Consider the following 20721-nt stretch of genomic DNA (forward strand, 5'->3'; position numbering starts at 1 on the left):
GGGAGCGTTCCGCCGCATCCGCCTAGCTTGCCAGACGATGACGATTGTTACAAGTAGGTGTCGAAATGTGCCGCAGTTGACACATCCGGCCGGCTACGGTCCGGGCCCCGACACCCGGTCCGTTCCATCGGAGAATGAACCAGGAGGTGGCGTGAACAGCGCCACGTGATCGCTGAGCGCATGACGGAAACTCGGCTCGGGAACGGTCGGGGAGGCCACACCGATTCCGACCGCTCAGGTCGGGCAGATCGAGTTCAGGTCGGCGCATATCGGGTTCGGGACGTCAGTCGCTTCGGCTCTCGGCCAGAGGCAGCACCGGGTCCTAGCGTCGATCAGATGCGAACCGCAATGGGCGCACCGTTGCTCCGGTAGATCGAAGCAACCTTGACCACGTCGCCGGTGCGGGGTGCGTGGACGTACTGGCCGCCACCGATGTAGATGCCGATGTGGTGTACCGGCGAGCCGTAGGCCACCAGGTCACCCGGCACCAGTTCACCGACGCTGATGCGCCGACCCATGCCGACCAGCGCTCCCGAGGAGTGGGGCAGGCCACCACGGCCGGCCTGTCGGAAGGCCCAGACGACGAGCCCGGAACAGTCGAAGCCACCGGGACTTTCGCCGCCCCAACGGTAGGGCGTGCCGCGCATGGAGAGGGCCGCTGCGACGGCACTTCCACCGCCGGACGGGGGGCTCGGCGGGGGCGCCGGAGCAGAGGGGGCGACGGCGGCCGGGGCGGGCGCCGGCGCACGCGCTGCGCTGGAGCGGCCGGAGGATCCACCCGACGAGGGGGCTGCTGCGCTGGAGGATCCACCGGTTGCGCCGGACGACCCACCGGACGGGCCGGAGGACCCACCCGAATCCGCGGCGCGAACGGCCTGCCGCTGGACAGCAGCCGCAGCGGAGGCTTCGGCTTGGGCCGCCGCCTCGGCCTTGGCCTTGGCCTCCGCCTCGGCCTGACGACGCTCTGCCTCGGCTCTGGCCGCAGCCTGACGGGCGGCCTCTTCGCGCTCAAGCGCCTCCTTGAGGGCGCCCTTCACCTGCTGCTCTTCCTTGGCCAGCGTGGACTCGGTTTGCTTGGTCTCCTCACGAGCCTTGTCGGCCTTGGCCTTCTGGGCCGCGATCTCCTCTGAGGTGTCATCGAGATAGCTCTGCTTGGTGGCGAGGTCGCTGCGCGCAGCGCGCACCTGGTCGATCGCCTCCTCGCGGTTACCGCGAGCGGTTTGGAGCAGCGTGCGACGCACGAGGGCCGAGTTGGGGTCGACCTCGCCGCCCATCATCTCGGTGCCCGGGCTGGCGGTGAAGGTCTTGATCGCGTAGGAGCGCACGTCCTTGCTGGCGCCGGCCATCTCACCCTTGGCCGAGTCCACATCGGCCTGGTTTGTGGCGGCCCGCTTCTCGAGGTCGGCCAACTTCAGCTTGGCCTGGTTGGCCTCTTCATCGAGGATCGACAGCTTGTCGTCAAGCTCGGAGCGGCGGGCCTGAATCCGGTCGACCTGAGCGGCCAGATCCGAGGAATCCTGCGCTCCCACCGACCCGGAGGCGAGGAGGGGGATGACGGGGACCGTGATCGCTGCCAACATGCCGGCCATCGCACGTCGCGTCGAGAAGCGAGGTGCTGAGGGGATGCGTGCAGAGATCTGGCCATGGGGAGGGGGGTTCCAGCGCATGAGCTACAAAGATTACCAAACGTTGCTGTTTGTTACAACCACGTTGCGAGATTCGGGTGAATCGGTGAGAAACGTCATACGGGCGACACAACGGTCATGCGACCGGCTCACAGCCGATGGCCGACCAGCTGCCCGATCCCGGGGCTTTCCGCGGCGCTTGGGCCGCCCGACTCACTCCCACTCGATCGTGGCCGGCGGCTTGGAGGTGATGTCGTAGGCGACCCGGTTGATCCCGGGCACCTCGGCGATGATCCGACCGGAGATCCGGTCGAGCACCTCGGCAGGGATCCGGGCCCAGTCGGCGGTCATCGCGTCCTCTGATGTGACCGCTCGCACGATGATCGGGCTGCCGTAGGTTCGTTCGTCGCCCATGACGCCCACGCTGTTCACGTCGCCGAGCAACACGGCGAACGCCTGCCAGATCTCGCGCTCCAGCCCGGCGATGCGCAGTTCCTCCCGCACGATGGCATCGGCGGCCCGGACGAGTGAGACCCGCTCGGGCGTCACTTCGCCCACGATGCGGACACCCAGGCCCGGTCCCGGGAACGGTTGGCGCCAGACGATCTCGTCGGGTAATCCGAGTTCCCGTCCCAGCTCACGCACCTCGTCCTTGAACAGGCTGCGCAGCGGCTCGACCAGGTCGAAGTCGAGATCGTCCGGGAGGCCGCCCACGTTGTGATGGCTCTTGATCGTGGCGGCGGTGGCCGAGCCCGACTCGATCACGTCGGGATACAGGGTGCCCTGAACGAGGAACCTGGCGTCGACGACACCGCCGCGCGCCTCTTCGAAGACCCGGATGAACAGCTCGCCGATCGCCTTGCGCTTGGCCTCGGGGTCGATCACCCCGGCCAGCCGCTCGAGGAAGCGCTCCCCCGCCTTGGCATGGATCAGCTCCATGCCCTGATGGCGACGGAAGGTCTCGACGACCTGCTCACCTTCGCCCTCCCGCATCAGCCCGTTGTCCACGAACACGCAGGTGAGCTGATCGCCGATGGCGCGATGAACCAGCGCGGCGGCCACCGCCGAGTCGACGCCGCCGGACAGACCGCAGATCGCACGGCCGTCGCCCACCTGGGCCGTGACCGCAGCGGCGGCCTCGTCGATGAAGTTGGCCATCGTCCAGCGATGCCCGCAGCCGGCGAGCGAATGAACGAACCGTTCGATGATGCGCTGGCCGTGCGGGGTGTGGGCCACCTCGGGGTGATACTGCACCGCCCACATCGACCGGGCGGCGTTTTCCATGGCGGCCACCGGAGCGCCGGGGCTCGAGGCGGTGGCCACGAATCCCTCGGGCGGCGACACGATGGCATCGAAGTGGCTCATCCACACCGTCTGCGTGGCCGGCAGGTCGGCGAACAGCTCGGAGGCCGCTCCGCCCTCGTCGCCGGGATCATGCACGGTCAGCTCGGTTCGGCCGTATTCGCTCCGACCCGAGCTGTTGACCTCGCCGCCAAGGTCACGGGCCATCAGCTGGGCGCCGTAACAGATGCCCAGCATCGGGATGCCCAGGTCGAAAATGCCGGGATCGACCCCGGGCGCGCCGTCGACGTGCACCGACTTCGGCCCGCCGGAGAGGATGATCGCCGCCGGCGCCCGTTCGGCCAGCTCGGCTGCGGAGATGTCGTGGGCGACGATCTCGGAGTACACCCGGGTCTCGCGCACCCGCCGTGCGATCAGTTGGGCGTACTGGGCGCCGAAGTCCAACACCAGCACCTCGTCGTTGCCGATCACCGCTTCGGGGATGCTCATCGGTCGAGCCCCGCTTCGACGAGCAGGTCGGCCTTCTGGAAGTCCTTGCAGGTGGCATGCCCGGCGAAAGCCATCGATCGGGCGAGGGCACCGACCAGGTTGGTCGTCCCATCGGCGCTGACCGCGGGGCCGTGCAGCACCTCGGCCAGCGTGCCGGTGGTCGCCACGTGTTCGGGTCGGCTGCGGGGCAGCGTGGGATGGTCGCTGCGGTGGGCCCAGGTCCAACCGCCGGCCGGCGCCTCCTCGGCTGCAGCAAGCAGGTCGCCGAGCACGACGGCGTCGGCGCCGCAACACACCGCCGCCGCCAGGTCTCCCGAATTGCGAACCCCGCCATGGGCGATGACGTGGCAGTACACCCCGGTCTCGTCCAGGTGGCGGATGCGAGCGGCGCGGGCATCCGCGATCGCAGTGGCCGAGGCCGCCCCGATGCCGAGCACGTCGCGGGTGGGCCCGACACGGCCGGATCCGACCCCGACGAGCACACCGGCGGCGCCGGTGCGCATCAGGTGCAGCGCCGCCGAGTACGAGGTGCACCCGCCGACGATCGCCGGTACCTCCAAGCGCCGCAGCACCCGCTTGAGGTTCAACGGCTCGCCGTCGGCCAGGTGCTCCGCCGAAACGACGGTGCCTTCGATCACCAACAGGTCGGGCTCGGCGGCGAGCAGATCGTCGAGAGACCCCTCGACCCGGCCCGGGGTGACCGCCAAGGCCACGGTGGCCCCGCCGGCGCGCATCTCGGCCACCCGCTCCTTGATCAGCTCGGGTCGCACCGGCTGACGACCGAGCTCACGAATCCGGGTGAGCACCCGGTCGGCGGCCCCGTCCTCGAGCGGATCGACGGCGGCAATATCGGCCAGTGCGGCGGTCGGGTCATCGTGACGGCACCACACGCCCTCGGAGTGCAGCACTCCCAGCGCGCCGGCCCGGGACATCTCGATGGCGCTTTGTGGGCTGACCACACCATCGGAGGGATCGGCGACGATCGGAGAGTCAAAGCGCAAGGCATCGATCTGCCACGACGTGTCGACCTCCGCCGGTGTTCTCGTGCGTCGGCTGGGCTGGATCGACAGGTCGGCCAGCCGGTAGCCGCGCCGGGCCGACTTGCCCATCCCAATCTGCAATTCGTTCACCTGGACGCTCCCCGGTTTGGGTGGGATGGCGGCACCAACTCCGGCCGCCGAAAGGCTCCGACCCTACTCGCTGCGCCAAATACCGCACTGGTCGTCCGCAGCCGACCGGCGCCGCGCGGTGCCGCCTACGGGCGAAGCGACCGAAGGAGCTGCTTGGCGATCGTGGAGTTCATCTCCCAGGCGGCCTTGCGACCGGCCTCGGTGACCTGGCGCACCACGCTGCCGCCCGTCGCCTCCTCGATGCCGTCCAGGCTGCTCATCAGCGCATCGGCCGATGCGTCGGTCGCCTTGTACCCCATCGTGGTGAGCGTCTTGATCAGGTCGGACTGGGCGATTGGCCCCGGGGCGGAAGAGGCGATGACCCGAAGGGCCTCCTTGGTCACCTCCGCACCCTGGGTGATCGCCTCGGCCGGAGAGAGCTGACCGGTGGGGTCCCCCTCGAGCGACGCCAACCAGCGGCGCACCTTGACCACGATCTCACCGTGGGTCTCACCTTCAAAGGTCAGGGTCGGCATGGTCGCATCCTCCAGGTGGGCCGTAGGCCGGACGGAGCCCGCCGACCCGGCTGACCAGCGAAACTACCTCACAGCCTGCCCGACTGCGGGGACGGGTCGGTTCGAGGCCGCGTTGATGGTTGGCGCTGCGTTTCGGACGGCGGCAGCCACAGCGGTGAGTCCTGCCGGGGTTCGACCGGCACGCCGAGCAACCGGGCGAGGAGGTCCCGCAGCATCGCGGCGGTCGCACCCCAGATGACGTCGGGTCCGAGGTCGAAGAACGAGATCGGCCACGAGGTGCCCCCGAAGTCCCAGCGCTCCTCCCAAAACACACCCGGGGTGACCAGGTGGGCCAAGGGCACGTGCAACACCTCCTCAACCTCGACCGGGGACGCCGCCCACACCGGCGGGCGGTTCTTGGCCAGGGCGACGTAGGGCACGATCCAGCGGCCCGACGACGCGGTTCTCAGCGGAAAGAGGCGACCGACGATGTCGACGTCTTCGTGTGCGAGCCCGACCTCCTCGGATGCCTCCCGCAGCGCGGTTCGAACCAGCGTCTCTCCCGGATCCTGGGCCCCACCGGGCAGGCTCAGCTCGCCCCGGTGGGTGCGCATCCGCTCACCGCGACGGGTGATCACCACCTCGAGTCCGCCCTGAGCATCGGGCTCCAAAACCGCCAGCACGGCCGCCGCGCCCTCGTGGGCGGGGGGTACTGCGGGCGCCTGTTCAAGCACGCCGTCGCCCAGCCGGCGGCGCACAGCCCGAGCGCTCAGCGAGCGACGGTCCGGGGCGAGATCCGCCCACGGTGCCGCCGCCCCCGGCGTCCACAGTTGCGGCCGGGGCAGTTGTTGTCGTGCGGTACGCCCCGGGCTCACGCCGGCGAGCCTACCCAGGCCCACCGATGCCGTGACCTCCCCCAAAACGCGAAATCGGGGAGCGCCCGATGTCGGACGCTCCCCGATTTCATCGACCTCGATCGTTGTCCGCAGAAGCGGAGAACGGGCAAGGTCAACCGATCACATCATGCCGCCCATGCCGCCCATGCCGCCCATGTCGGGGGCACCGCCGCCGGCACCACCCTCTTCGGGCTTGTCGGCAACGAGGACCTCGGTCGTGAGCAGCAGCCCGGCGATCGACGCTGCGTTCTGCAACGCGGCGCGGGTCACCTTGGCGGGATCGATGACGCCGGCCTTGACCAGGTCCTCCATCTCACCGGTGGCTGCGTTGAGACCGATCGGGCCCTTCTCGGCCTGCACACGCTGAACCATCACGGCGCCCTCGAGCCCCGCGTTGTCGGCGATCAGCCGGGTCGGGGCCTCGAGTGCACGGTGCACGGCGAGTGCGCCGGTGCGCTCATCGCTGTCCATCGACTCGGCCGCCTCGGCGACCTTGGCGCGGGCACGCAGCAGGGCGGTGCCGCCACCGGCGACGATGCCCTCTTCGATGGCGGCGCGGGTGGCCGACAGCGCATCTTCGATGCGGTGCTTCTTTTCCTTCAGCTCCACCTCGGTGGCGGCGCCAACCTTGACGACGGCCACGCCGCCGACCAGCTTGGCCAGACGCTCCTGGAGCTTCTCGCGATCCCAGTCGGAGTCGGTCTCTTCGACCTCACGCTTGATCTGGGTGATGCGGCCTTCGACGTCCTCGGAGGAACCGGCGCCGTCGACGATGGTGGTGTCATCCTTGGTGATGACCACCTTGCGGGCGCTGCCCAGCAGCTCGAGGGTGGTGTTCTCCAGCTTGAGGCCGACCTCTTCGGCGATGACCTGACCGCCGGTGAGGGTGGCCATGTCCTGGAGCATCGCCTTGCGGCGCTCACCGAAGCCGGGAGCCTTGACGGCCACCGAGGCGAACGTGCCACGGATCTTGTTGACGACCAGGGTGGCCAGGGCCTCGCCCTCGACGTCCTCGGCGACGATCAGGAGCGGCTTACCGCCCTGCATCACTCGCTCGAGCACGGGGACCATGTCCTGCACCGAGGAGATCTTGCCGTTGACGAAGAGGATGTAGGGATCCTCAAGCACGGCCTCTTGACGCTCGGGGTCGGTGACGAAGTACGGCGACAGGTAGCCCTTGTCGAACTGCATGCCCTCGGTGAAGTCGAGCTCCATGCCGAAGGTGTTGGACTCCTCGACGGTGACCACGCCGTCCTTGCCCACCTTGTCGATGGCGTCGGCGAGGACCTCACCGATCTGGGCGTCGGCTGCCGAGATGGCGGCAACCTGGGCGATCTCGCCCTTGGAGTCGATCTCCTTGGCCTGCTCGGCAATGCCGGCGACCGCTGCCTCGACACCGGCCTCGATGCCGCGCTTGAGCCCCATCGGGCTGGCGCCGGCGGCCACGTTGCGCATGCCTTCGCGCACCAGCGCCTGGGCCAGCACGGTGGCGGTGGTGGTGCCGTCACCTGCGACGTCGTTGGTCTTGGTGGCCACCTCCTTGACGAGCTGGGCGCCCATGTTCTCGTACGGGTCCTCGAGCTCGATCTCGCGAGCGATCGACACACCGTCGTTGGTGATGGTCGGCGCACCGAACTTCTTGTCGAGCACGACGTTGCGGCCCTTGGGGCCGATGGTCACCTTCACCGCGTCGGCCAGCGCGTTCACGCCGGCTTCCAGCGAGCGACGGGCCTCGTCGTCAAACTTCAGAATCTTTGCCATGTGTTGTTCTCCTCAGATCTTGTGTTCGTTGGTTCAGGCGTCGATGACGGCGAGTACGTCACGTGCGGACAGGATCAACAGATCGTCACCGTCCACGGTGATCTCGGTGCCGCCGTACTTCGAGTAGACGACGGTGTCGCCGGTCGAAATGTCCATGGGGACGCGGTCGTTATCGTCGCCGATACGACCTGGGCCGACGGCCATGACCGTGCCCTGCTGGGGCTTCTCCTTGGCGGTGTCGGGAATGACCAGGCCGCTGGCCGTGGTCTCTTCGGCGTCGTCAGCTTTGACGACGATCCGGTCCTCGAGGGGCTTGAGCTTCATGCAATGCCTCCGTTTGTCGGCCCCGGCATCTCCGGAGCTGGCACTCTTGATTGACGAGTGCCAGTTCTAGCACTCGATCGAGGCGAGTGCTAGTCCCCGCGGCGACGTGGGCGTTGTCCGGCGGACGTGGTGGGCTCAGACGGGAAGCCGCAGGCCCGGCACGGCGGGTAGGTCCAGCCCGGAGGGCCCGTCGCTGCGGAAGCGATGCCAGCCGGCAGCAGCGACCATCGCTGCGTTGTCGGTGCAGTACGTGCGACCGGGCAACGAACACCCGAGCCCGGCCAACTCGGCGTCGAGGGCGACCCGTTGGCGCAGCGGGGTGTTGGCCGCCACGCCACCGGCCAAGGCCACGCTGGCCACGTCGTACTCGGCGGCCGCCCGCTCCAGCTTCAGTGCGAGCACGTCGACCGCAGCGGCCTGAAACGAGGCGGCCACATCCTCGGTGGCCGCCTCCGGGTAGCGCCTCACGTGGTTGATGACCGCTGTCTTCAACCCGGAGAACGAGAAGTCGAACCCGGAGTGGACCATCGCCCTCGGAAAGTCGATCGCCTGGGGGTCGCCCGAGCGGGCGATCTCCTCGATCGCCGGACCGCCCGGATACCCCAGACCAAGGAAGCGGGCCACCTTGTCGAAGGCCTCTCCCGCCGCGTCGTCCACCGTGCCGCCGACCAGCTCGTACTCGCCCGGGGCCGCCACCGCCACCAGTTGGGTGTGTCCGCCGGACACCAACAGCACCATCTGAGGAAACGCGATTCTGCCGTGTTCGAGCTGGGCCGCATACAGGTGGGCCTCGAGGTGGTTGACCCCGATCAGCGGCAGGTCCCAGGCCAGCGCCAGCCCCTTGGCCCCCGATAATCCGACGAGCAACGCGCCGATCAGCCCCGGCCCGTGGGTGACCGCCACCGCGTCAAGATCTGCGCCGGAGACGCCGGCCTCCACCATCGCCTGGGCGACGACCGGGATGAGCAGTTCGAGGTGGGCCCGGCTGGCGATCTCGGGCACGACACCGCCGAAGCGCGCGTGCAGGTCCACCTGGGAGGACACGACCGAGGACAACACGTCCTCACCAAAGGCCACCACCGCCGCTGCGGTCTCGTCACAGGAGGTTTCGATGCCGAGGATCAGGCCCCGCGTCGCTCCCGTTGGTCTTTCCTGCTCGCTCACGGGGCTCACTGGTCGCTGCTCGCTCACGGGTCCAGTGTCGCGCGAACGCGCTCGAGCCTGTGCTCGTAGGCGGGTCGATCGATGCCCCTCACCCACAGGATCAGTGCATCCTCGGTCGGCGAGCGGTAGTAGCGCGGGCGCACCCCCTCGGGTGCGAATCCGAACCGGCGATACAGCGTCTGGGCCGGTTCGTTGGAGGCACGCACCTCGAGGGTGACGTCGAGGATCTGCGACTCGGCGGCGAAGCCGAGCAGGCCGAGCAGGAGCCGGGCACCAATCGAACGGCGTCGAAACCGCTCATCGACGGCCATGGTCGTGATGTGGCCTTCGTCGGCCACCTGCATCAGCCCGCCAAAACCGACAACCTGAGGGCCGACCATCGCCACCAGATAGTGACGCGAACTCGGGTGGAGGAGCTCGTTGGCGAACAACTCCCGGCTCCAGGGGTGACCGTTGGTCGCCTCCTCGATGCGCAGCACCGAGGAGAGGTGCCGGCGTCGCATCGGGCGGATCCGAAGGGCATCCGGTGACACATCGACCAGGGGTTCACTCACGCGGCCAGGTTCCCACGTCGGCGATCACCAGCGGGGCACCTCCGCGCCGATCGCGACCGGACCGGGGTTCAATCCGACGAAACGCCCGGGTCGACGCCTTCGGCACGCAGCGCCGCCACCAGCCGGTCACGGTGCATCGTCGAGCGACCGGGCAATCCGACGCTCCGGGCGGCGATGCGAAGCCTGGCGACGGTGCACTTCTCCCAGGCATCGTCGGGCGGGAACAGCTTGGCCAGCTCACCTGCGGCGCCGTGCGGCGGCCGTTTGCGAAGGCTCCAGTAGACCCCGAGACGCTCGGCGAACGCCTCGGAACTTTCCGCATACAGCAATTCGGCCAGGGCGGTGCTTCGCCGTTCAAGCGTCAAGCGGTAGCCATCGAGGAGCGCGAAGGCGGCCGCCACCATCTGGTCCCCCCCGAAGGCGTCCGGTTCGTCGAGCATCATGTCCCGCAGCACCGCCAGGTCGTGAGCATCGCCCAACCCATCGGTCAGGGCATGAAACAGCCCGGCTGTCGGAGCGAGCACGGACGGGGCCGTTTCATCGAGCAACCGCAGGTGGTACCAGGTGTACTTGGCCCGCTTTCTCAGCTCGTGGAAGCGTTCGGGCGCCCCTCCTTCCTCGATCGCACTCAGGGCCACCAACCCGCGTCGATAGGTCTTGATCACCCCGCCCGCCGCTGCGTTCCAGCCGGAGCCCTTCAACTTCCACCCATCGATCCCCTCGGCACCGTGCTCGAGGAGCTCCAAGGCGCGCTGCACCTCGGCCGAACCGCCGGTCACCGAACGGGTGGAGTCGTCTGCGCGGCGCACCAGCTCGCGCCACGCCACTCCGAGCCCGCCGGCGGGAACGCCCTCGGGGTCGGCGGCGATGGCGTCATCGAAGGTGGCGAGCAGCGCATGAGCATCGCGATAGGGCGACAGAAGCCGGGCCGCATCGCGAAACGTGTTGTTGGCCGGCCGATAGGCACGCCCCATCGACGGCCGCACCATGCGGAGGAGGCCACGCAGCTTCTTGATGTGCTTTCGACATTGATGGATCGACCCTTGGGCGTTGTGGGTATCGATCCCTCGCAGCTGGGCGATCGCCTGCTCGACCTGCTCGTGGGCGATCCGGCGCACCGCCGCTTCCAACTTCTCGTCGGCCTGGATGCGATACTCCGCAGCCGATACCTCGGGATATGTAGTCATCGAGCCCCCTCCGGCAGCTGAATCTATCGAGCCGAAGCCGGCAACTCGCGCATCACTTCGCCTGGCGCCTTATCGTCGCGCAGGCCAAGGAACCGGGGGTGGCGCAACCTGCCCGCCGAGGTCCATTCGGTGAACCCCACCTCGCACACCAGGTCCGGATCGGTCCAAGTGACGTCGCTCCTCTCGGGCGCATCGACGAAGGGTGAAGTCGAGCGCTTGCGGGCCTTGAGCAGGCTCCAGAGGCGGTGCAGCGTCGCGTCGTCAAAGCCCGTACCGACACGCCCGGCGTACGCAAGGCCCTCGTCGGTCATGTGGCCGACCAGCAGCGCTCCCAACCCCATCCGGGTGCCCTTCGGTGCGGTGAACCCGCCGATGACCAACTCCTGACGAGCGACGCACTTCAGCTTCAGCCAGTCGGGCGACCGTCGACCCGGCCGATAGCGGGAGTCGGCCCGCTTGGCGATCAGGCCCTCCCAGCCGCGGTCGCATGCGTCGGCCAACAGTCGCCGACCCGTGCCGCTGTCGTCACCGTTGAGGTGTTCGCTGAGGCGCAGCGGATCGTCGAAGTCGAACGCTTCGCTCAGCAGCTTCGTGCGGTCGCGTAGCGCCAGATCGATACAGCTGTGACCCTCCAGGTGCATCAGGTCGAACAGGTACAAGAACACGCCAACCCCGCTGTGGCGGATGCGGGCGGGATCGCTCAGGCCCGAGCGTCGCTGTAGTCGGGCGAAGCTGGTGGCATCGCCGTCGAAGGCCACCACCTCGGCGTCGGCCACAAAGCGGTCATGGCGCTGACCGACCAGCGCCTCGACCACCTCGGGGTAGGCGGCGCTGCGGTCGTGGCCATTGCGGGTGAACAGCCTGACCGTTTCGCGGTTGCGCACCGCGATCAGGCGGATACCGTCCAGCTTGCGCTCGTACACCCAGTGCTCGCCCTCGATGGGGCGCTCGGCAGGGGTGGCCAGCATCGGCTGGACAAAACCGGGATCGTCCACCTCATCCACCCCCGCGAACTCGGTGAGAGCGATCCCGGGTGCGGTGGTCCCTCGTGGTTGCTGCGCTCGTGTCGACGTCGGTCACTCCCGGCCCCACACCCGCATCACGAACTGTTCGTCCACCGCCGCGAACAAGGTTTGGAGGAACGGGATGCCGTCGATCCAACGATGCGCCTCGTCGCCGCCGAGCGGGTAGTCGGTGCGACCGGTGTAGTGGACCGCCACCAGGTGGCCTCCCGGTCTGAGCCAGTCCGCCAACCCCACTTCGGCCGCATCACAACCTCGCTCGGTCAGGTAGTAGGCCACCTCGGACCACACGACCAGGTCTCCCGTTCCCTCCGGCCACCACATGGGGAATTCGGCACATGCCAGCGTGACGTGGGGTGAAGCGGTCAACCGTCGCCGGGCGCGCTCGACGGCATCTTCGACGAAATCAAAGGCGATGAGCTCGTCGCAGCGCGGCGCCAACAGCTCGGTGAAAGCCCCGTTGGAGCATCCCGGCTCGACAGCGCGGACATAACGCTCCCGAGGGAGTGCCGCCAGCGTCAGGGCGTACTTGCGACGCTCATAGAACCGAGAGTCAAAGCCCCACGGGTCGGCGTCGGCCCCGTACATCGAGTCGAAATAGCGGCGGTCGTGTGAGAGCCCGTGGTCGGTCGCCACTTCAGAGCCCTCCGAGTTCGGCCAATTCCCGGTCGCCGTGCTGCTGGCGCACGTAGAGCATCAGGTCGCTCACCCGTTGAGCCAGGTGTCCGTCGGAAACGAACGGGCGCGGTCCGAACGCCCGGCTGAATGCGTCCACCGAACGAGTGGCCGACCGTTCGACCAGATGGCGCACCACGTACGCCCGACGGCGCGCCGCCACTTGGTCGGTCGGGTGATCGTCGATGTCTCGGCCGGCGTCGCGCAACAACGTTTGGCACAGCGCCGCCTCCGCCCTCAACACTCCGCGGGCCACCAGCTGATGCTGGTCGGTCACGGCTTTGGCATCGGCATACGCACCAAGCCCCGCAGCGGCGCCCGCCCAGCATGCGGCCGGCCCGATCGCCCCGTTCCAAAACCCGGGCCGCTCGAGATACCAGGCGTCGTCCCCGACCACGATCTCGACAGGGTGCTGGGTGTAACCAACCGTTCCCGTCGCCGTGTCGAACATTGCCGGGGTCGCCCACCCGGTAACGTCCGATATCACGGTCGGACCCGACGCCTCAACGTCGACCAAGAGTTGCTCACCCCGTTCCCCCACCACAGCGACCAGCGCACGGTCAACGATCCCCAGGCCCGAGCACAAGGATTTCGTGCCGCTCAGCGTGCCCGAGCCGTCCAAGCGCAGCTCGTAGCGAGGATCGACCGACGCCCATACCCCGTAGATGGCGCCCTTGACCGGATCCCGGCCTCCCTCCCTCAGGATGGCGACGGCATCGGCGTGTGCTTCGGCCAAACGGGCCACGCTGACCGACCCACCGAGCGCCCAGTCGAACATGGTCAGCCAACGTTCCGCTGTGCGGCCCGCCCCCAGATCGGCAATCGGTTGCGCGCACAGCGCTTCGAGGTCGGCGCGGACGGTCATAGCGGGTCGTCTCCTTCGTTGCTGAGGATGAAGTATTCCGACGGCCAGTCGAAGGGGCCCAGCACACCCGAGTGCAGCACCGGGGTTGATGCGCCATCGCCGGCGACCTGGCTGTGGTGGTGGCTCAGCGCGCAGCGCCGTCGCTCCACCTCCCGGCGCGACAGGGGAAGCTCGCGCAACCGGCTCACCATCTCCTGCGGCTGGCGATGGTGCCAGGCCCAGAACAGGCCCTCGGCCAGCGCCGCACCACAGCGGCCCGCCGCCTCGTGCGCTGCTCGCCCCACCGCCTCGTGGTCGCAGTGATGGTCCAAGCGCCACGGCGCCACGACCAGCGAATCGACGGTCACGTGTTCGGCGATGGCGGCGACGAGAGATGAGTGATGGTCCTCGACCCGACCGTCCGGGAGTCCCAGGCGGAGGACGGGCAGCTCCTCGCCCGCCAGGGCTCTCAGCGCCTGGCGCTGTTCCCGACGCCGTTGACGGGCGAGCCCGTCCGGGTCGCCTGGATAGGCCGCCTCCCCATCGGTCACCGCCAGCACGATGACCGGCACCCCCGCCCTGGCCTGATGGGCGATCAGGCCGCCGCTGAGCAGCGTCTCGTCGTCGGGGTGAGGGGCCACGACCACCGTGAGCTTCCGAGGTGGCTCCCACCGTTGCGCATCGGTGCGCTGTGGCGCCCAGCGGCCGAGGTCGGGAAGCTCCACTCTGGTCACGATGCCGACCTCGCTGGGGTGAGCTCATGACACCCCGCGTGATCAACGTCCTGGCAGCCGCATGGGTGCGCCGGCTGGCGGCTCGGGAAGGCGCTCTGGTCGAGGCTCACCAGATGGCCGGCAAATCCGTCCGGGGCCCGGCCGTGCATGCGAGCGCTGGTGGCGACCCGGCTCTCGGCCGACGACAGCACCCGAGCGTGTGTCTTCAGCCTCCGCCACAGGTCCCCGTCCTCGGCCGAGCAACGCTCGCTCCAGCCGCCCACCTCCAGATACGTCGAGGCCCTCACCCCCAGATTGCAGCCATGGATATGGGGATGAGGTGTACCCGGCGGCCAGCGGTAGGCGCGTTCAAAACGCGCCGCCACCGTCGGGCACCAGTCATCGTCCTCGAGCAGGGTCACCGTGCCGGCGACCGCGTCGTAGCCGCTGTTGGCGAGGCGCAGTTGGGCGGTCAACCAGTTGTCCGGCACGACGGTGTCGGCGTCGGTGTTGGCAATCCAGACGCGTCGAAGGTCCTCGTGCCCCTCGATCGCCGACGCAACGCCGCGCTGGCGGGCACGCCCGACCGACCTGACCTCCACCTCCTCGAGCACATCCTGCCCGCCGGTGAGAAAGCATCGGGCCACCTCGGCGGTGCGGTCGGTGCAGGCGTCGGCCACCACCACGCAACTCGTCGACACCTTCTCGCTCACGCGACGCCGGGCGAGCGACATCGATGCCAGCAGGCGCCCCAATCGAGCGGCCTCATCATGGGCCGGAATGACCACGACGACGTGGGCGATGTCGTTCACCGCCGTGTTCTTCGTCGACATGTCCGTCGGGCCCGGCTTGTCCAGCAGCACCGACGTTCGATACCCGGGGTGGCGTCGTTGAAACGCCGCGTATTCAACACACGTCGGACGCCGCCCTGTGGTCGTCCGCAGTCACCCGGTTCGACGAATCCTGATCGGCCCTTTCCATGCCCGATCGGGATCGAGCGGTTTACCGCGTTGGCTCACCTCGACGACGTTGTCGTAGGCCAGGGTGCGCACCTCGTCGCGGACCATCCCGAGGATCGACCGCCATGAGGGACCTCCGATCGCCCGTGCCACGTCGGATGGACAGATCGTGCGATCGGGCGCTCGTCCTCCGCTCAGCGCACGAACGGTGGCCCGGGCACGCCGACGACGCCCGCCCTCGCTCGGTGGTTCCCACCAGGGTTCACCCCGTTCCCCCAGGGCGAATTTGGCGTCGTCAACCTGCGCCCTCGCGAGTCGCTCTGCAGCGTCGTCACCGGCGCGCCGAGCGGACCCGACCCCCCGCCGGGCGGCCATCAAGTTGTTGACCAGTTCTTGGCGAAGCGGTTCGGGGATGGACGGGTCCGTCGCCCTCCATCGACGGCCGTCGATAACGATCCGGCGCCCGCCCTCGGTGGGGTCGACCTGCGCTGCGGCCTCAGCCGTCACGGTGTGCCTCCTCGGTCATGGGCCCCATCGTCGACCACTACCCCGAGGTCCAACGCCGGAAACCGGCATCGCTTCCCCCGTCGAAGAGCCGATTCACCCGAACGCTGCGCCGACGCGACAACGCCGGCCGGTCCCGAAGGATCGACCGGCGTTGGCACATCTCGAACCGACAGGCGATCCGAGTGTAGGACCTCAGTCCTGGTTGGCCTTCTGGCGGGCCTCGGCAGCCTCGGTCTTGGCGTCGGCCTTGCGGGCCTCGGCCTGCTTCTCGGCCGCCTCGCGCTGGGCCTCGGCCTTGTCCTGCTGGGCCTCACCCTCGTGCTTCAGGTCCTCGTTGCCGAGGACCGAGCCAACGGCCTCTTTGGCCTTGCCCTTGGCGTCTTCGAAGAAGCCCTTGGCGCCCTTTTCTGCTGCGGAATCATCGTGGTCTGCCATGTCTGGCTCCTTTGTGTCGGGGATGTTGTCAGTACCCGATCACGGTGGAGCTAAACCAGCCGTGGCATCCGCCACACCTGCGGGCCTCCGACGGGTCCGGGAAATGGCATGAATGGCGGCGTGAACCTGCGGTTAGGCCGTCGACGGTTCGGGTAAAGCTCTGCCCACCCCCGCATGAGGAGTTGAGACATGGCCAAGGACCACGGGCCCAGCATCAAGGACGACGAGCAGTACGAGGCGCTGCGCGACCAAGGCGCCAGCAAGGAAAAGGCCGCTCGCATCACCAACATCGACCGCACCACCGCCGCCAAGCGGGGTGGCGAGTCGCCGAGCTACGACAACTGGACCAGAGACGACCTGTACGAACGAGCCCAAGAGCTGCACATCGACGGCCGCTCAAGCATGGCTATGGACGAGCTGATCGACGCACTGCGGAACCACTAGATCGCTGCGCTCCGGACTCGCTGCCCGGTGTGCCCCGATCTGCCTCCTCTCCATCCGCGTCAACGACCTTCCTGTTGCCGCAGCCATCACCCCAGCCACCACAACAACGAGGTCATGCATGACAACCGAACGAGGTCGCGACGCGACGTCACCGGCCGAACTCCCCCCTTCCGGTTGGAAGGACATCGCCCTCCGCGTCAAAGACGAGTTTCTTGAGGATCACGTCACGTTGACCGCCGCCGGTGTGGCCCCTGTGGTGGGCATCGCCGTGGCGCTGTGGACGGCATCAAGCGGGTTCGCCCACCTGATCGAAGCCTTGAACATCGCCTATGACGAGACCGACGGCCGAACCTTTGTGAAGAAGCGGGCGCTTGCTCTGGCGATGACCCTCGGAGCACTGGTACTGACTGCTGCCGTCGGCGCCGTGCTGACCCTGGCCGGCTCGTCGGCGATCACCGGGGTCGCTTCCATCGGGGCTCAGATCGTCGGATGGCTGGCCGTCGCAGCCCTGATCACCTTCGGGCTGACCGCGTTGTATCGCTACGGGCCCGACCGTGACGAGCCGAAGTGGCGATGGGCCTCCTGGGGCGCTGGTCTCGCTGTGGTCTCAGCGGTGATCGTGTCGATCGGTTTCAGTTTGTACGTCGCCAACTTTGCCTCGTACAACGAAACCTACGGGTCGTTAGGAGCGATCGTGGTGACCCTGATGTGGCTGTACCTCGTCGCGATCGTTGTCATCGTCGGCGCAGAGCTCAACGCCGAAATGGAGCCCCAGACGCTGCGGGACAGCACACGTGGTCACGCCAAGCCCATGGGCCGCCGCGGCGCGCACGTCGCCGACTCGGTCGGCCCGTCTTCTTCTCAAGACCGCCATGATCCAGCCCCTTGATGCGTGCCATCAAGGGCCGGCGCGCTGGCAACCTCCGGGGTTGGGCGGATGCCGAACGGGGTACAACCCCTGCCGAACCGAAGTCGACCTCACGGAAGGCACCAGATCGTGAACACAAACGGACTGCTCATCGAGTTGTACGAGCGAATCCCCCCGCTGGTCGTAGCCGCCTGCGACGGCCTCGACGAACGATCGCTCACCACCCAACCGGCCGGTGGTGGCAACACGATCGGCTGGCTGCTCTGGCACCTCAGCCGAGTGCAGGACCACCACCTGAGCGAACTGCTCGGCGAGGCCCAACTGTGGCAACGCAGCAACTGGGGTGAGCGCTTCGGTCTCGACTCCGACCCGAACAACACGGGCTACGGGCATTCCCCAACCGAAATGGTTGCGGTTCGTGCGGTAGGCCCAGACGCCATCGTCGACTATCACGATGCGGTTTGGCAGCGGACGCGCGCCTACCTGGGTTCGCTCAACGCCGCCCGGCTGGACGACGTGATCGACGACGCTTGGGACCCGCCCGTCACCCTGGGCGTGCGGCTGGTCAGCGTGGCCGACGACAGCCTTCAGCACGTCGGGCAGGCGGCCTACCTGCGGGGCTTAATCGAGCGAGCCGCGTAGTGAACCGACAACCGGCGCCAGCCGGGGCACACGGGTCGGACAGCCGGTGGCGCCGACTCAGGCAACTCACCATCGGCGTCTACGAGCGATTCGTCGGGGATCACGTAACCCTCACCGCCGCCGGCGTCGCATTCTTCGGCTTCGTGGCGCTGATCCCGCTCATCATCGCCGGGGTCTCGCTCTACGGTCTGGTCTCGGACCCAGATCAGGTCAGCGACCTCATCGCCCGGCTCGGGCCGGGGGTGCCCGACGCCGTGACCAAACTGATCGAACAACAACTCAACTCGGTCGCCTCCGCCTCCTCAGGGGCACTCAGCGTGGGCCTGGCCGCCGGTGTGCTCGTGGCGCTGTGGACCGCCTCGAGCGGCATCTTCCATCTGGCCGAGGCCCTCAACATCGCCCACGACGTCTCCGACGATCGGCCCTTCTGGCGCAAACGCGGTCATGCGGTCGCGCTCACTTTGGCGCTGCTCGCTGTCTTGGGGCTCATCACCATTGTGCTCTCTTTCTCAGCGACCGCCTTCAGCGGCCCGGCCTCGGTGGCTGTGCGGATCGGCGGCTGGTTGGGAGCCGCCGCCATCATCACCGTGGCGCTCTCGGTCTTCTATCGGGTGGGCCCCGAACGCTCCAAACCGCCGCGCCGATGGATCTCTTCGGGCGCTGGTTTTGCCGTGGCGGCGACAGTGATCGCCTCGCTTGGCTTCAGCGTGTACGTCAGCCGCTTCGGTTCCTACAACGAGACCTACGGTTCCCTGGGAGCCATCGTCGTCACGCTGTTGTGGATGTACATCTGCTCGATCGTCATCATCGTCGGTGCGGAGATCAACGCCGAGCTCGAGCGGCCCCGGGACGCAAAGCGCTCGTTCGGCACCGAGCGCTGAAGCCATGGCCGTCCGCCTCCCGAAGGAACTGCTCGAAGATGATCCGGCCGTGCTGGCACCACAGGCCGGGCTCGTCCACGTCACCGACGACCAAGCGGGCTGGACCCGCCGCGTGTGTGGGCGGGGCTTCAGCTATCGCACCGCCGACGGAACGACGCTCACAGGCGGGCATCGCTCCCGGCTGGAATCACTGGTGATTCCGCCTGCATGGCAGGACGTCTGGGTCTGCCCGGACGAGACCGGATACCTCCAGGTCACCGGCATCGACGACGCCGGACGCAAGCAATACCGCTATCACCCCGATTATGCGTCGCTGATGGATCGTCGCAAGTTCGAGCGCCTGGGCCACTTCCCCCGGGCGATCCCGGGCCTGCGCACCGCCGTAGCCGCCGAACTCGCCCAACCGCTGGGCAGCCGACGTTTGGCGGTCGCCACCGCCGCCGCCCTGATCGATCGGCACCTGCTGAGGGTGGGCAACGAGGACTCGGCCGACGACGGTCACCACGGGGCCACCACGTTGATGGTCGACCACCTCCGCAACGGCGCTGAGGACGACAACGATGGGGAGGAGGCCGGCGAGGACGAGCACGCGGGCGAGCCCACGGCAGTCGCCCGGCTGGACTATTACTCCAAAAGCGGTCAGCGGCGCAGAATCAAACTCGACGACGACCTGGCTCGGTTGCTCGAGCGCTTCGCTGCGGGCAGCGAGGACGACCGGCTGCTGTGGTTCGTCGACCCCGACGACCCCGTGCGGGGTGATGAACCCCGCCACGTCAGCGCAGCCGAGGTCAATGAGTTCGTGCGCCTACACACCGGCCCCGGATTCTCCACCAAGGACTTTCGCACCTGGGGAGGATCGGCGGTCGCGTTGGAGGCCCGGGTCACCGGCGCCGACGAGGTCGAAGCCGTGGACGCCGCCGCCGCTGCCTTGGGCAATACCCGAACGGTCGCTCGATCCTCCTATGTACACCCCCGGGTGCTCGAGGCCGGCGCCGACGAACTCCGATCGGCCTGGTCGGCGTCGCGGGGCTCGGCGGTCAGGAGCCGGGGCGAGGCCGCGCTGGCCCGGTTGCTTCAGAGCGCGGGCTCGACCGCTGCCACCAGGACGTCCGGATGATTGCCCTTGAATCGTCATCGGTCGCGCGCCATGGTTGATCACGGCTCTCTCGGGGTACGCCCGCTGAGCCCGCTCGTCGACGAAGGGAACGTGCCATGGCAGGACTGACCGGCAAGAAGGTCGCATTTCTCGTCGCCAACGAAGGCGTCGAACAGGTGGAGCTGACCGATCCATGGCAGGCGGTCGAGGCCGCCGGCGGCACCCCGGTGCTCATCGCTCCCGACACCGGCGACGTTCAGGCCTTCAAGCACCTCGACCGGGGCGACGTTTTCGATGCGTCCGTGGCATCGGCTGACGCCAGGGTCGACGAGTACGCCGGGCTGGTGCTGCCCGGGGGCGTCGCCAACCCGGATCAGCTCCGTACCGACGCTCCTGCCGTTGCCTTGACCAAGGCGTTCCTCGAAGCCGGAAAGCCGGTGGCGGCGATCTGTCATGGCCCGTGGACTCTGATCGAGGCGGGCGTCGTCGTCGGCCGCGAACTCACCAGCTGGCCCAGCCTTCGCACCGACATCGAGAATGCCGGGGCAGCATGGGTCGACCAGCCCGTCAAGGTGTGCAACTGCGGTCCCGGCGTACTGGTGACCAGCCGAAACCCCGATGATCTGCCCGGCTTCAACCAGGCGATCATCGAGGCCTTCGCCGACTGATCGACCAACTCCCGTGACGAGATTCCGCCATGACCCCCTGT

Annotated in this window: 23 protein-coding genes; 6 read left to right on the forward strand and 17 right to left on the reverse strand. The window is 68.2% G+C overall.

The window, feature by feature from the left end; translation table 11 throughout:
• Nucleotides 1–332: 332 nt before the first annotated feature.
• The 17 genes from PKD89_RS04740 to PKD89_RS04820 form a co-directional block, all read right to left on the reverse strand.
• The gene (locus PKD89_RS04740) at nt 333–1580 is read right to left on the reverse strand and encodes an NlpC/P60 family protein (protein WP_289010674.1); all 1248 of its coding nucleotides are present in this window, start codon (nt 1578–1580) and stop codon (nt 333–335) included.
• A 258-nt stretch (nt 1581–1838) separates the two neighbouring features.
• A complete protein-coding gene (guaA, locus tag PKD89_RS04745; RefSeq protein ID WP_287380103.1) occupies nt 1839–3416 on the reverse strand; it encodes a glutamine-hydrolyzing GMP synthase in 1578 nt (525 codons plus the stop codon).
• On the reverse strand, nt 3413–4546 hold the full coding sequence (locus PKD89_RS04750; protein ID WP_287380101.1) for a GuaB3 family IMP dehydrogenase-related protein: 1134 nt from the start codon (nt 4544–4546) through the stop codon (nt 3413–3415). Before PKD89_RS04750 ends, guaA begins: the two co-directional genes overlap by 4 nt.
• A 125-nt stretch (nt 4547–4671) precedes the next feature.
• The gene (locus PKD89_RS04755) at nt 4672–5061 is read right to left on the reverse strand and encodes a hypothetical protein (protein WP_287380100.1); all 390 of its coding nucleotides are present in this window, start codon (nt 5059–5061) and stop codon (nt 4672–4674) included.
• A gap of 68 nt (nt 5062–5129) precedes the next feature.
• Complete coding sequence (locus tag PKD89_RS04760; RefSeq protein WP_287390378.1) at nt 5130–5915, reverse strand: CoA pyrophosphatase; 786 nt, start codon at nt 5913–5915, stop codon at nt 5130–5132.
• A gap of 141 nt (nt 5916–6056) precedes the next feature.
• On the reverse strand, nt 6057–7697 hold the full coding sequence (groL, locus tag PKD89_RS04765) for a chaperonin GroEL (protein WP_287380096.1): 1641 nt from the start codon (nt 7695–7697) through the stop codon (nt 6057–6059).
• Between the two features lie 33 nt (nt 7698–7730).
• A complete protein-coding gene (gene groES / locus PKD89_RS04770; protein WP_012223985.1) occupies nt 7731–8021 on the reverse strand; it encodes a co-chaperone GroES in 291 nt (96 codons plus the stop codon).
• Nucleotides 8022–8156: 135 nt separating this feature from the next.
• On the reverse strand, nt 8157–9194 hold the full coding sequence (gene tsaD, locus PKD89_RS04775) for a tRNA (adenosine(37)-N6)-threonylcarbamoyltransferase complex transferase subunit TsaD (RefSeq protein ID WP_287380094.1): 1038 nt from the start codon (nt 9192–9194) through the stop codon (nt 8157–8159).
• 14 nt (nt 9195–9208) lie between these two features.
• Nucleotides 9209–9739: a ribosomal protein S18-alanine N-acetyltransferase gene (gene rimI, locus PKD89_RS04780; protein ID WP_287380092.1), complete on the reverse strand. Its 531-nt coding sequence runs from the start codon at nt 9737–9739 to the stop codon at nt 9209–9211.
• 68 nt (nt 9740–9807) lie between these two features.
• Nucleotides 9808–10926: a CHAD domain-containing protein gene (locus tag PKD89_RS04785; protein ID WP_287380090.1), complete on the reverse strand. Its 1119-nt coding sequence runs from the start codon at nt 10924–10926 to the stop codon at nt 9808–9810.
• Nucleotides 10927–10949: 23 nt separating this feature from the next.
• Nucleotides 10950–11894, reverse strand: coding sequence for a non-homologous end-joining DNA ligase (gene ligD / locus PKD89_RS04790; protein ID WP_425591230.1), 945 nt, complete (start codon nt 11892–11894; stop codon nt 10950–10952).
• A 108-nt stretch (nt 11895–12002) separates the two neighbouring features.
• Nucleotides 12003–12584 carry an SAM-dependent methyltransferase gene (locus PKD89_RS04795; RefSeq protein WP_287380086.1) on the reverse strand — a complete coding sequence of 194 codons (582 nt, stop codon included), beginning with the start codon at nt 12582–12584 and terminating at the stop codon, nt 12003–12005.
• A gap of 1 nt (nt 12585) precedes the next feature.
• Nucleotides 12586–13488: a hypothetical protein gene (locus PKD89_RS04800; RefSeq protein ID WP_287380084.1), complete on the reverse strand. Its 903-nt coding sequence runs from the start codon at nt 13486–13488 to the stop codon at nt 12586–12588.
• Nucleotides 13485–14192: a PIG-L family deacetylase gene (locus PKD89_RS04805; RefSeq protein ID WP_287390392.1), complete on the reverse strand. Its 708-nt coding sequence runs from the start codon at nt 14190–14192 to the stop codon at nt 13485–13487. Before PKD89_RS04805 ends, PKD89_RS04800 begins: the two co-directional genes overlap by 4 nt.
• A 5-nt stretch (nt 14193–14197) precedes the next feature.
• Nucleotides 14198–15043: a glycosyltransferase gene (locus PKD89_RS04810; RefSeq protein WP_287380080.1), complete on the reverse strand. Its 846-nt coding sequence runs from the start codon at nt 15041–15043 to the stop codon at nt 14198–14200.
• 81 nt (nt 15044–15124) lie between these two features.
• Nucleotides 15125–15646 carry a DUF3253 domain-containing protein gene (locus PKD89_RS04815; protein ID WP_289010673.1) on the reverse strand — a complete coding sequence of 174 codons (522 nt, stop codon included), beginning with the start codon at nt 15644–15646 and terminating at the stop codon, nt 15125–15127.
• 192 nt (nt 15647–15838) lie between these two features.
• Complete coding sequence (locus PKD89_RS04820; protein ID WP_287380069.1) at nt 15839–16081, reverse strand: CsbD family protein; 243 nt, start codon at nt 16079–16081, stop codon at nt 15839–15841.
• 189 nt (nt 16082–16270) lie between these two features.
• Between PKD89_RS04820 and PKD89_RS04825 the strand changes: the two genes are divergently transcribed.
• The 6 genes from PKD89_RS04825 (at nt 16271) to PKD89_RS04850 (ending at nt 20680) form a co-directional block, all read left to right on the forward strand.
• A complete protein-coding gene (locus tag PKD89_RS04825) occupies nt 16271–16525 on the forward strand; it encodes a DUF7218 family protein (protein ID WP_287380068.1) in 255 nt (84 codons plus the stop codon).
• Nucleotides 16526–16643: 118 nt separating this feature from the next.
• A complete protein-coding gene (locus tag PKD89_RS04830) occupies nt 16644–17414 on the forward strand; it encodes a YihY/virulence factor BrkB family protein (RefSeq protein ID WP_287380065.1) in 771 nt (256 codons plus the stop codon).
• 108 nt (nt 17415–17522) lie between these two features.
• Complete coding sequence (locus PKD89_RS04835; protein WP_287380063.1) at nt 17523–18035, forward strand: mycothiol transferase; 513 nt, start codon at nt 17523–17525, stop codon at nt 18033–18035.
• Nucleotides 18035–18916 (forward strand): YihY/virulence factor BrkB family protein, encoded by an 882-nt coding sequence (locus PKD89_RS04840; protein ID WP_287380061.1) that lies wholly within the window; start codon nt 18035–18037, stop codon nt 18914–18916. The genes PKD89_RS04835 and PKD89_RS04840 overlap by 1 nt, the downstream gene beginning before the upstream one ends.
• A 4-nt stretch (nt 18917–18920) precedes the next feature.
• Complete coding sequence (locus PKD89_RS04845) at nt 18921–20033, forward strand: DNA topoisomerase IB (protein WP_289010672.1); 1113 nt, start codon at nt 18921–18923, stop codon at nt 20031–20033.
• Between the two features lie 95 nt (nt 20034–20128).
• Nucleotides 20129–20680: a type 1 glutamine amidotransferase domain-containing protein gene (locus tag PKD89_RS04850; protein WP_287380056.1), complete on the forward strand. Its 552-nt coding sequence runs from the start codon at nt 20129–20131 to the stop codon at nt 20678–20680.
• Nucleotides 20681–20721: the final 41 nt, after the last annotated feature.

It is taken from the genome of Candidatus Neomicrothrix sp., from assembly GCF_035329545.1.
Classification (GTDB): domain Bacteria; phylum Actinomycetota; class Acidimicrobiia; order Acidimicrobiales; family Microtrichaceae; genus Microthrix; species Microthrix subdominans.

Excerpts from the sequence above, each read along its gene's own strand:
- PKD89_RS04740 (WP_289010674.1), bottom strand. The coding sequence starts at position 1,580 with ATGTTGGCAGCGATCACGGTCCCCGTCATCCCCCTCCTCGCCTCCGGG.
- guaA (WP_287380103.1), bottom strand. The coding sequence starts at position 3,416 with ATGAGCATCCCCGAAGCGGTGATCGGCAACGACGAGGTGCTGGTGTTG.
- PKD89_RS04755 (WP_287380100.1), bottom strand. The coding sequence starts at position 5,061 with ATGCCGACCCTGACCTTTGAAGGTGAGACCCACGGTGAGATCGTGGTC.
- groL (WP_287380096.1), bottom strand. The coding sequence starts at position 7,697 with ATGGCAAAGATTCTGAAGTTTGACGACGAGGCCCGTCGCTCGCTGGAA.
- groES (WP_012223985.1), bottom strand. The coding sequence starts at position 8,021 with ATGAAGCTCAAGCCCCTCGAGGACCGGATCGTCGTCAAAGCTGACGAC.
- PKD89_RS04785 (WP_287380090.1), bottom strand. The coding sequence starts at position 10,926 with ATGACTACATATCCCGAGGTATCGGCTGCGGAGTATCGCATCCAGGCC.
- ligD (WP_425591230.1), bottom strand. The coding sequence starts at position 11,894 with ATGCTGGCCACCCCTGCCGAGCGCCCCATCGAGGGCGAGCACTGGGTG.
- PKD89_RS04800 (WP_287380084.1), bottom strand. The coding sequence starts at position 13,488 with ATGACCGTCCGCGCCGACCTCGAAGCGCTGTGCGCGCAACCGATTGCC.
- PKD89_RS04820 (WP_287380069.1), bottom strand. The coding sequence starts at position 16,081 with ATGGCAGACCACGATGATTCCGCAGCAGAAAAGGGCGCCAAGGGCTTC.
- PKD89_RS04825 (WP_287380068.1), top strand. The coding sequence starts at position 16,271 with ATGGCCAAGGACCACGGGCCCAGCATCAAGGACGACGAGCAGTACGAG.
- PKD89_RS04830 (WP_287380065.1), top strand. The coding sequence starts at position 16,644 with ATGACAACCGAACGAGGTCGCGACGCGACGTCACCGGCCGAACTCCCC.
- PKD89_RS04845 (WP_289010672.1), top strand. The coding sequence starts at position 18,921 with ATGGCCGTCCGCCTCCCGAAGGAACTGCTCGAAGATGATCCGGCCGTG.
- PKD89_RS04850 (WP_287380056.1), top strand. The coding sequence starts at position 20,129 with ATGGCAGGACTGACCGGCAAGAAGGTCGCATTTCTCGTCGCCAACGAA.